Genomic DNA, 8669 nt, shown 5'->3' with positions numbered 1-8669 from the left:
ACTGGGTGGCGCGTTCGATCACCGCCGGTGTCGCCAATCAGGGCCAGACGCTGCTTGGCGGCGATCTTCGCTTCCAGATCAACCAGCGTGACGCCAGTCAGGCGGAGCGCAGCTTCCTTGACGGGCTCGGCACGGTTTCGCGGACCGCCAGCATGCGTTCGATGGCGCGTCTCGCCGACGGATCCGACCAGGCGCTGGTCGAGGCCAAGGCGGTCGACCATGTCTATCCGCTCTATGGCACGCTGGAGACCGAGCCGGCGCTGTCGAAACAGGAACTGTTCGGCGAAGAGTTCGGCGTCTTCGGTGCGGCAGCGCCCGATCTTCTGTTCGAGCGGTTGCACGTCAAGCCTGGCGACCGGCTGAAGCTCGGCACCGCTACTTTCGAACTGCGCGCCAAGCTGGTCGCCGAACCGGATGCCGTGTCCGACGGTTTCGGCTTCGCGCCGAGGCTGATGATCTCGACCGAAGGGTTGGCGGCCACTGGACTGATCCAGCCGGGCAGCCTGGTCGAGAATGCCTACAAAATCCGGCTGCCGGCGGACGCCGACGAGACGAGGCTCAAGGCCATCCAGGATCAGGCCGCCACGGATTTTCCGGAAGCCGGCTGGTCGATCCGCACGCGCAGCAACGCGGCGCCCGCGCTGTCGTCCAACATCGAACGCTTCTCGCAGTTCCTGACCCTGGTCGGGCTGACGGCGCTGGTGGTCGGCGGCGTCGGCGTCGCCAATGCGGTGCGCGCCTATCTCGACGGCAAGCGCGGCGTCATCGCCACCTTCAAGAGCCTGGGCGCTTCGGGCGGCTTCGTCTTTGCCGTCTATCTCGTGCAGATCCTGATCATAGCCGGATTGGGTATCGTGCTGGGCCTTGTGCTCGGCGCACTAATGCCCTTCGCGGCGAGCGCGGCCTTGCAATCCGTCATTCCGGTGCCGGCCGAAGGCGGCTTCTATCCCGGCGCGCTCGGCATGGCGGCGCTGTTCGGCCTGCTGGTGACGTTGGCTTTCGCGCTGCTGCCGCTCGGCCGCACCCGCGACGTGCCGGCAACCGCGCTGTTTCGCGAAATGGGGCTGGAAGGCCGCGGCTTGCCGCGCCCCGCCTATGTCGCGGCGGCCATAGGCATCGCGCTGCTGCTTGCGGCGCTGGCCATTCTGTTCTCGGGCGACCAGCGCATCGCCTCGATCTTTGTCGGCGCTACCGTCTTCGCCTTCCTGGTGCTGCGCGTGGTCGGCGCACTGGTGCAATGGACGGCCAGGAAAAGCCCGCGCGTGCGCTTCGTGGCGCTCAGGCTCGCCATCGGCAACATCCATCGGCCAGGCGCCCTGACGCCATCGGTGGTGCTGTCCCTTGGGCTCGGGCTGACGCTATTGGTGACGCTGGCGCTGATCGACGGCAATCTCAGGCGACAGATCTCGGGCAGCCTGCCGGAACGGGCGCCGAACTTCTTCTTCGTCGACATCCAGAGCGCCGATGTCGCGTCCTTCTCGGCGCTGATCGGCAAGGAGGCGCCGCAGGGCGTGCTGGCCAAGGTGCCGATGCTGCGCGGCCGGGTGATGGCGCTGAACGGTGTCGACGTCGACAAGGTGAAGGTGCCGGCGGAAGGCGCCTGGGTGCTGAGGGGGGATCGCGGCCTGACCTATGACACCAGGCAGCCGGAGAACGCGACGCTGACCGAGGGCAGTTGGTGGCCCGAAAATTACAGCGGCGAACCGCTGGTTTCGTTTTCGGCGCAAGAAGGCAAGGAGATCGGGCTGAAGCTCGGCGACACCATCACCGTCAATGTGCTGGGCCGCAACGTCACGGCCAGGATCGCCAGTTTCCGCCAAGTCGAATGGGAGACGATGGGTATCAATTTCGTCATGGTCTTCTCGCCCAACACATTCGCGGGCGCCCCGCATGGCTGGATGGCGACGCTGACCGAAAAGAGTGCATCGACGGCCGACGACGCCCGCATCCTCAACGCCGTCACCCGCGCCTTCCCGGCGGTGACGACGGTGCGGGTCAAGGACGCGCTCGACGTCGTCAACCGGCTGGTCGGGCAGCTCGGCACGGCGATCCGGGCGGCCGCTGGCGTGGCGCTGATCGCTTCGGTGCTGGTGCTGGCCGGCGCGCTTGCAGCCGGCAACCGGGCGCGCATCCATGATGCGGTGGTGTTGAAGACGCTGGGCGCGACACGCACGACGCTGATATCGGCCTTCTCGCTCGAATATATGCTGATCGGGCTGGCCACCGCCATTTTCGCGCTGGCGGCGGGCAGCGCAGCCGCCTGGTTCGTCGTCGCGCGCATCATGACTTTGCCGTCGCATTTCATGCCGGAGGTGGCGGTGGCAACCATTCTGTTTTCGCTGGTGATCACGGTCGGCATTGGTCTCGCCGGCACTTGGCGGGTGCTCGGCCACAAGGCAGCACCGGTGCTGCGCAACCTGTGACGACAGGCCCGGAACGGGCATCCTGGATTAAATCTTGGTAAGAAAGCCGTCCGAAAAGCCGAGGAATCGGCGCTTCGCCCTCTCACGAACCGTTACATCCGGTTACGGTCTTGTTCTTGACGCGAATAACCATCATATTTCGCCACAGGCATGCTGGAGCCCTGCCAGCGGCGCCTGGGTCCGGAAGGACCTGACACCGGACGGGGCAGAAGCAATAGAGGACTACAATGGCTGATCCCATTCGCAACTACCAGATGCGCGCCGTGCCCGGCGTCGGCGTCGGTGCCGACATCGATCAGGGCCTGCGCGCCTACATGATCAAGGTTTACAATCTGATGGGGCTTGGCCTCCTCATCACCGGTCTTGCCGCTGTCGGCACGATCATGCTGGCCACCACCACCGATCCGGCTTCGGCTGTCGCGACGCTGCCGAGCGGCGAGATGCTGACGTCCTTCGGCTACGCGATCTTCGGCTCGCCGCTGCGCTGGGTGGTGATGCTGGCGCCGCTGGCCGCCGTTCTGTTCCTGTCGTTCCGCGTCCAGTCGATGAGCGTTTCGGCGGCGCAGACGACGTTCTGGGTCTATGCCGGTCTCGTCGGCCTGTCGCTGTCTTCGATCTTCCTGGTCTACACCACGGCCAGCATTTCACAGACCTTCTTCGCCACGGCCGCCGCCTTCGGTGCGCTGTCGCTGTTCGGCTACACCACCAGGCGCGACCTGACGGCAATGGGCTCGTTCCTGATCATGGGCGTGTTCGGCATCATCATCGCGTCGGTGATCAACATCTTCCTGCAGTCGTCGGCGCTGTCGTTTGCCGTGTCGGCGATCGGCGTGCTGGTCTTCGCGGGCCTCACCGCCTATGACACGCAGAAGATCAAGGAGATGTATTTCGAGGGCGACAGTTCGGACGTCGCCGGTCGCAAGGCGATCATGGGCGCGCTGACGCTCTATCTCGACTTCATCAACCTGTTCATGTTCCTGCTGCAGTTCATGGGCGACCGTCGCTAGTTCAGCATGCTGGACCATCGAGTTCCAAAAGGGCGGCCCAACGGCCGCCCTTTTCTTTTGTGCCGGGCTTTGCTGTTATCGCGAGCAGAGAAATGGCACCCATAAACTATGAGCACTATTACGATTCGACCGGCGACAGCGGCCGACCTCGACAGCATCACCGGCATCTACGCCGACGCGGTCGCCCAAGGCACGGCGAGCTATGAGTTGGAGCCGCCGAGCCGCGCGGAGATGGGTGTTCGATTCGACAGCCTGATGGCCGGCGGCTTTCCCTACCTTGTGGCGGAGAAGGACGGCGCGGTTCTCGGCTACGCCTATGCCGGTGCCTTCCGGCCACGCCCGGCCTATCGCTTCATTGTCGAGGATTCGGTCTATGTCGCGCCCGAGGCCAAGGGCCAGGGCGTCGGGCTCAAGCTGATGCAAAGCCTGATCGAGGCGGTGACGACGGCGGGCTTTCGCCAGATCATCGCGGTGATCGGCGATGGCCGTCCCGACAGCGCCTCGGTGCGGCTGCACGAAAAGCTCGGCTTTCGCCATTCGGGCCGCCTTGAAGGTTCCGGCTACAAGCACGGCCGCTGGCTGGACACGGTGTTCATGCAGCTGTCCCTGAATGGCGGTGCCTCGACGCCGCCCGATCCGAGTTCGCTGCCGGAGCGGAAGTTTCGCCTTAGAGCGGACTGAAGAAGGAACTGAAGAATTGCGGAATTGAAGAACTGAAGAATAAAAAGAAGCGGCGGCAACAGATGACGCCGAGGCCTTTTCTCAACTCATCAATTCTCCATTTCTTCAATTCCCCTGCTCTAATTCCCTGCTCAGGCTTCCACCAGCTTCAACTTGCTGTCGAACACACCGAGCACGCGGCCGAGTTCCTGGCCGCGTTTCAAGATGCGGCCGCCGGCGGCGATGACGGCAAAGGCGCCCTGCTTGCGGGCCAGTTTCGGATCCTTGACGATCTGGAACAGCGGCACTTCGCTGGTGCGGCGGAAGACGGAAAAGACAGCGCGGTCGGCGAGATGATCGATGGCGTAGTCGCGCCATTCATTGGCGGCGACCATGCGTCCGTAGAGCCTGAGGATCTGGTCCAGCTCGCGTCGGTCGAACCGCACCGGCTGATCGAGACGTTCGCGTCGCGCCTCGTGCAGCGGGATTATTGCGGATGCGTCCCCATCCTCCGTCCCGCCACTGTCATCGGTCATGCCTCGATCCTTCAAAATGAATCTTTGCCAACCAAAGTTGGCGTGTTCGCGACTGAATTGCAAGGCCCGGCGAACCGAGCCCCGCGCCGCGCCGTTTCCGTCACGTCCAGTCACTTTTATGAAACGCCGTGTTGGAATTGGTGATGTTCCGCCACATTTCTGCCTTTTTTTATCCGCGCTCATGCCCCAATGTCCGACGAATTTACCGGCGTTGCCTGAGACGGTTCGGTCCGGCACCGGCTCGTAAACCCCAAGCCCCCCGCCCACGGGTCTGCGTCGGATCGAACCAACCTCGGCTCTTCCTCGGAAGAACCGGGAGCGACGATCCCAAAACCTAAATGACCGGCGTCAGAAGCAAGCTGACGTCGGTTTTTTATTGGCTGGTGATAGGTGAACCTTCGCGCTACCGCGGCCGGGGTTTGAGCGCTCTATCTCAAGGCTTGTGGATGAATGCGGCGCCGAGAATGGGACCGGGCATGCCGTCCTTGCCGACCGACTGCAGCAGCACGGCGCAGCCGCCCTTTTTGGCAATCTCGCTCATCGGCAGTTCGTAGCGCTGTGCCTTGCCATGCCACATGCCGGCGGTCTGGATGCCGGTGACGGCGTTCCAGTAGGTCATCTTGCGGCCGGTATTTTCGCCCTCGCCGACTTTGACCGTCTGCGGCGGGTCGAAATAGACGATGACGACATGGGCGTCGCTGGGGCCGTTGCCGGCATCGCCGGCGTCGATCATCACGCGATCGCTGGTGCGGCTGACCTTGACGGCGACGCGCATGCCTTCGCCGCTCTTGGCCATGCGGGCGAGCGCACCATCGACCTCGCCGCGGTTGGCGCCGTTGACATGGACGCGGCCATTGATGACGGCCTGCGGCGTATAGACGGAGCGGCTGCCGAAGGCGCGCATATAGTCGTATTGCCGCTCGGTGTTCTCCTTGCGGCCGAGCGTGTCCTGCCAGCCGAGATAGTCCCAGTAGTCGACGTGATAGGCGAGCGCGACGATGTCTTCCTTGGCGGCAAGTTCGGAGAACAGAGTATCGGCCGGCGGGCAGGAACTGCAGCCCTGGCTGGTGAACAGCTCGACCACGCCCAATGGCTTTTCGATCTGGACCCGGTCGGTCTGGGCGCGATCGGATTCGCCGGCATGCCCGGCGCCGGCAGACGCCGAGAAGGCCAGCGCAAGAGCTGCCAGCCACAATGATTTTCGCGAGGCCATGGCCATTCCGATTCCCGCCGGTGATGCCGGCTTTATCTTGATTGCTGAAATATGTGGCAGAACCGGAAGTCAACGGGAAGTCACGTTGCGGTGAAATTTTGCCGTTGCAGCCGACCGCAACCGCGCAATAGGAAGGATCTGCGCTTCAGGATAGAAACCGATTCGGGCGGCAATCGCGATGTGGCAAACGTTTTTGGCGCCGGTCGACCTCTATTGCGAGCGGACCGGCCCGGAATTCTGGTCCGAACCGGTCAACGCCCTGACCAACTTCGCCTTCATCGCCGCCGGCCTGTGGGGCGTGCGCGAGGTGCGAAGGCTGGGCACCGGCGCCTTCGCCGAGGTTCTGGCCTGGTGGGTGGTGGCGATCGGCATCGGCTCGACGATCTTCCATACTTTTGCCACCAAGGGCACGGTCTGGGCCGACGTGCTGCCGATCGCCGGCTTCACGCTGGCCTACACGCTGTTCAATCTGCGTCGCTTCCTCGGCATGCGATGGGGCAAAGCCATCGCCATCTTCATCGCCTTCTATGTGATTGCCGGGGCGATAACCGTTGCCGTGCCGGACTGGCTGCGCCAGGCGTCGAACGGCACGACGGGCTATCTGCCGCCGTTCCTGGCGCTCGCCTTCTTCGGCGCGCTGGTAGCCGCCAGCGGCAATCGCGCCGGCTGGTACAATCTGGCCGGATCGGCGATCTTCGTGGTGTCCGTCGTCTGCCGGATGATCGACCCGCTGGTCTGCGGCGGTTTCCCGCTCGGCACGCACTTCCTCTGGCACATCCTCAACGGGCTGATGCTGGGTGTGTTGTTGGCCGCCGCGGCGCGGTTTGGGGCGCCGAAGGTAGGGCAGTAGGGCAGTAGGGCAGTAGGGCAGTAGGGCAGTAGGGTGCTCTATTCCCTATTCCCTATTCCCTTACTGCCTTACTGCCTTATTCCCTTACTAAGCTGCCAGATCGCGCAGCACGTATTGCAGGATGCCGCCGTTCTTGAAGTAGTCGAGCTCATCCAGCGTATCGATGCGGCAGATGATCGGCACGTTCTTGACCGTGCCGTCGCCATAGGTGATTTTGGCGATCATCGTCTGGCGCGGCTTGATGGTGCTCAGCCCGTCGATCTCGACCAGCTCGTCTCCCTTGAGGTTGAGCGATGCCCATGAGGTGCCTTCCTCGAAGACGAAGGGGATGACGCCCATGCCGACCAGGTTCGAGCGATGGATGCGCTCGAAAGACTGGGCGATGACCGCGCGGACACCGAGCAGATTGGTTCCCTTGGCCGCCCAGTCGCGCGACGAGCCGTTGCCGTATTCGACGCCGGCGAAGACGACCAGCGGCACGCCTTCCCTTTTGTACTCCATCGCCGCGTCGTAGATCGATTCCTCTTCCTTCGACGGGTAGTGGATGGTGTAGCCGCCCTCGCGGCCGTTCTCGCCCAGCATGTGGTTGCGGATGCGGATGTTGGCGAAGGTGCCGCGCATCATCACCTCGTGATTGCCGCGCCGCGTGCCGTACTGGTTGAAGTCGGCGACGCCGACGCCGTGGTCGGTGAGGTATTTGCCGGCCGGCGACGCTGCCTTGATCGATCCGGCCGGCGAAATGTGGTCGGTGGTGATCTTGTCGCCGAACAGGCCGAGCACGCGGGCGCCCTTGATGTCGCCGATCTTGCCGAAACCTGACGTCATGCCGGCGAAATAGGGCGGGTTCTGCACATAGGTCGAGTTGTCGTCCCAGGCATAGGTCTGGCCTTCCGGCGCCTTGACGTTCTGCCAGTACTCGTCGCCCTTGAAGACGTCGGCATATTTGCGGGCGAACAGCTCGCGGGTGACGTTCTTCTCGATGAACTCCTGGATTTCGGCCGAGCTCGGCCAGATGTCCTTGAGGTAGACCGGCTCGCCGTTCTTGTCCTCGCCGAGCGGCTCTGTCGTGAGGTCCTTGGTGACAGTTCCGGCCAGCGCATGCGCGACGACCAGCGGCGGCGAGGCCAGATAGTTGGCCTGCACGTCAGGCGAGACACGGCCTTCGAAGTTGCGATTGCCGGACAGGACCGCGGCGGCGATCAGGCCCTTGTCGTTGATGGTTTTGGAGATCGGCGCCGGCAGCGGGCCGGAATTGCCGATACAGGTGGTGCAGCCGAAGCCGACCAGGTTGAAGCCGATCTGGTCGAGCTCCTTCTGCAGGCCGGATTTCTCCAGATATTCGGCGACCACCTGGCTGCCGGGAGCCAGCGAGGTCTTCACCCACGGCTTCTGCTTCAAACCGAGCCGGTTGGCATTGCGGGCCAAAAGACCGGCGCCGATCAGCACGCTCGGGTTCGAGGTGTTGGTGCAGGAGGTGATGGCGGCAATGACGACATCGCCGTGACCGAGATCATGGTCGGTGCCTTCGACGGCATAGCGCTTGGAGATTTCGGCCGCCTTCTTGTATTCGGTCTCCATCGCCTTGGCGAAGCCTTCCGGAATGCCTTCCAGGGCGACGCGGCCTTCAGGCCGCTTGGGGCCGGCCATCGACGGCACGACGGAACCAAGTTCGAGCTCGAGCAGATCAGTGAAGACAGGGTCGGCCGAGCCGGTTTCACGCCACAGGCCCTGGGCCTTGGCGTAGGCCTCGACCAGCGCGATGCGGTCCTCGCTGCGGCCGGACATTGTGAGATAGCGGATGGTTTCCGAGTCGACCGGGAAGAAACCGCAGGTGGCGCCATATTCGGGGGCCATGTTGCCGATGGTGGCGCGGTCGGCCAGCGTCATGTTGGAGAGGCCCGGGCCGAAGAACTCGACGAACTTGCCGACGACCCCCTTCTTGCGCAGCATCTGGGTGACGGTGAGCACGAGGTCGGTGGC

At 63.7% G+C, this 8669-nt stretch carries 7 protein-coding genes; 4 read left to right on the top strand and 3 right to left on the bottom strand.

The annotated features are described in order from the left end of the window. From EN925_RS12235 to EN925_RS12225, 3 genes are all read left to right on the top strand, one after another. Positions 1 to 2423, top strand: a 2423-nt coding sequence (locus tag EN925_RS12235) for an ABC transporter permease (protein WP_164894185.1), incomplete at its 5' end; no start/stop codon positions are given. A gap of 227 nt (positions 2424 to 2650) precedes the next feature. Next, entirely contained in the window at positions 2651 to 3430 is a 780-nt protein-coding gene (locus tag EN925_RS12230; RefSeq protein WP_127384642.1) for a Bax inhibitor-1/YccA family protein, read from the top strand. Between the two features lie 108 nt (positions 3431 to 3538). Beyond that, positions 3539 to 4111 carry a GNAT family N-acetyltransferase gene (locus tag EN925_RS12225; RefSeq protein ID WP_127369191.1) on the top strand — a complete coding sequence of 191 codons (573 nt, stop codon included), beginning with the start codon at positions 3539 to 3541 and terminating at the stop codon, positions 4109 to 4111. A 131-nt stretch (positions 4112 to 4242) separates the two neighbouring features. Here the strand turns inward: EN925_RS12225 and EN925_RS12220 are convergent, their stop codons facing one another. Beyond that, entirely contained in the window at positions 4243 to 4626 is a 384-nt protein-coding gene (locus EN925_RS12220) for a DUF2794 domain-containing protein (RefSeq protein WP_127369192.1), read from the bottom strand. A gap of 433 nt (positions 4627 to 5059) precedes the next feature. After that, a complete protein-coding gene (locus tag EN925_RS12215) occupies positions 5060 to 5845 on the bottom strand; it encodes a thioredoxin family protein (protein WP_013528826.1) in 786 nt (261 codons plus the stop codon). A 172-nt stretch (positions 5846 to 6017) separates the two neighbouring features. Between EN925_RS12215 and EN925_RS12210 the strand changes: the two genes are divergently transcribed. Continuing rightward, complete coding sequence (locus tag EN925_RS12210) at positions 6018 to 6689, top strand: ceramidase domain-containing protein (RefSeq protein ID WP_064992626.1); 672 nt, start codon at positions 6018 to 6020, stop codon at positions 6687 to 6689. Positions 6690 to 6776: 87 nt separating this feature from the next. Here the strand turns inward: EN925_RS12210 and acnA are convergent. Next, positions 6777 to 8669 (bottom strand): aconitate hydratase AcnA (acnA, locus tag EN925_RS12205; protein WP_128336570.1); only part of this gene is annotated, 1893 nt, incomplete at its 5' end.

It is taken from the genome of Mesorhizobium sp. M7A.F.Ca.US.006.04.2.1 (assembly GCF_004022915.1).
Taxonomy (GTDB): Bacteria; Pseudomonadota; Alphaproteobacteria; order Rhizobiales; family Rhizobiaceae; genus Mesorhizobium; species Mesorhizobium ciceri.
This window is presented reverse-complemented; position numbering and strand designations above follow the sequence as displayed.

What these genes read in the sequence shown, in the direction of transcription:
- EN925_RS12230 (WP_127384642.1), top strand. Translation starts at nt 2,651, where the DNA reads ATGGCTGATCCCATTCGCAACTACCAGATGCGCGCCGTGCCCGGCGTC.
- EN925_RS12225 (WP_127369191.1), top strand. Translation starts at nt 3,539, where the DNA reads ATGAGCACTATTACGATTCGACCGGCGACAGCGGCCGACCTCGACAGC.
- EN925_RS12220 (WP_127369192.1), bottom strand. Translation starts at nt 4,626, where the DNA reads ATGACCGATGACAGTGGCGGGACGGAGGATGGGGACGCATCCGCAATA.
- EN925_RS12215 (WP_013528826.1), bottom strand. Translation starts at nt 5,845, where the DNA reads ATGGCCATGGCCTCGCGAAAATCATTGTGGCTGGCAGCTCTTGCGCTG.
- EN925_RS12210 (WP_064992626.1), top strand. Translation starts at nt 6,018, where the DNA reads ATGTGGCAAACGTTTTTGGCGCCGGTCGACCTCTATTGCGAGCGGACC.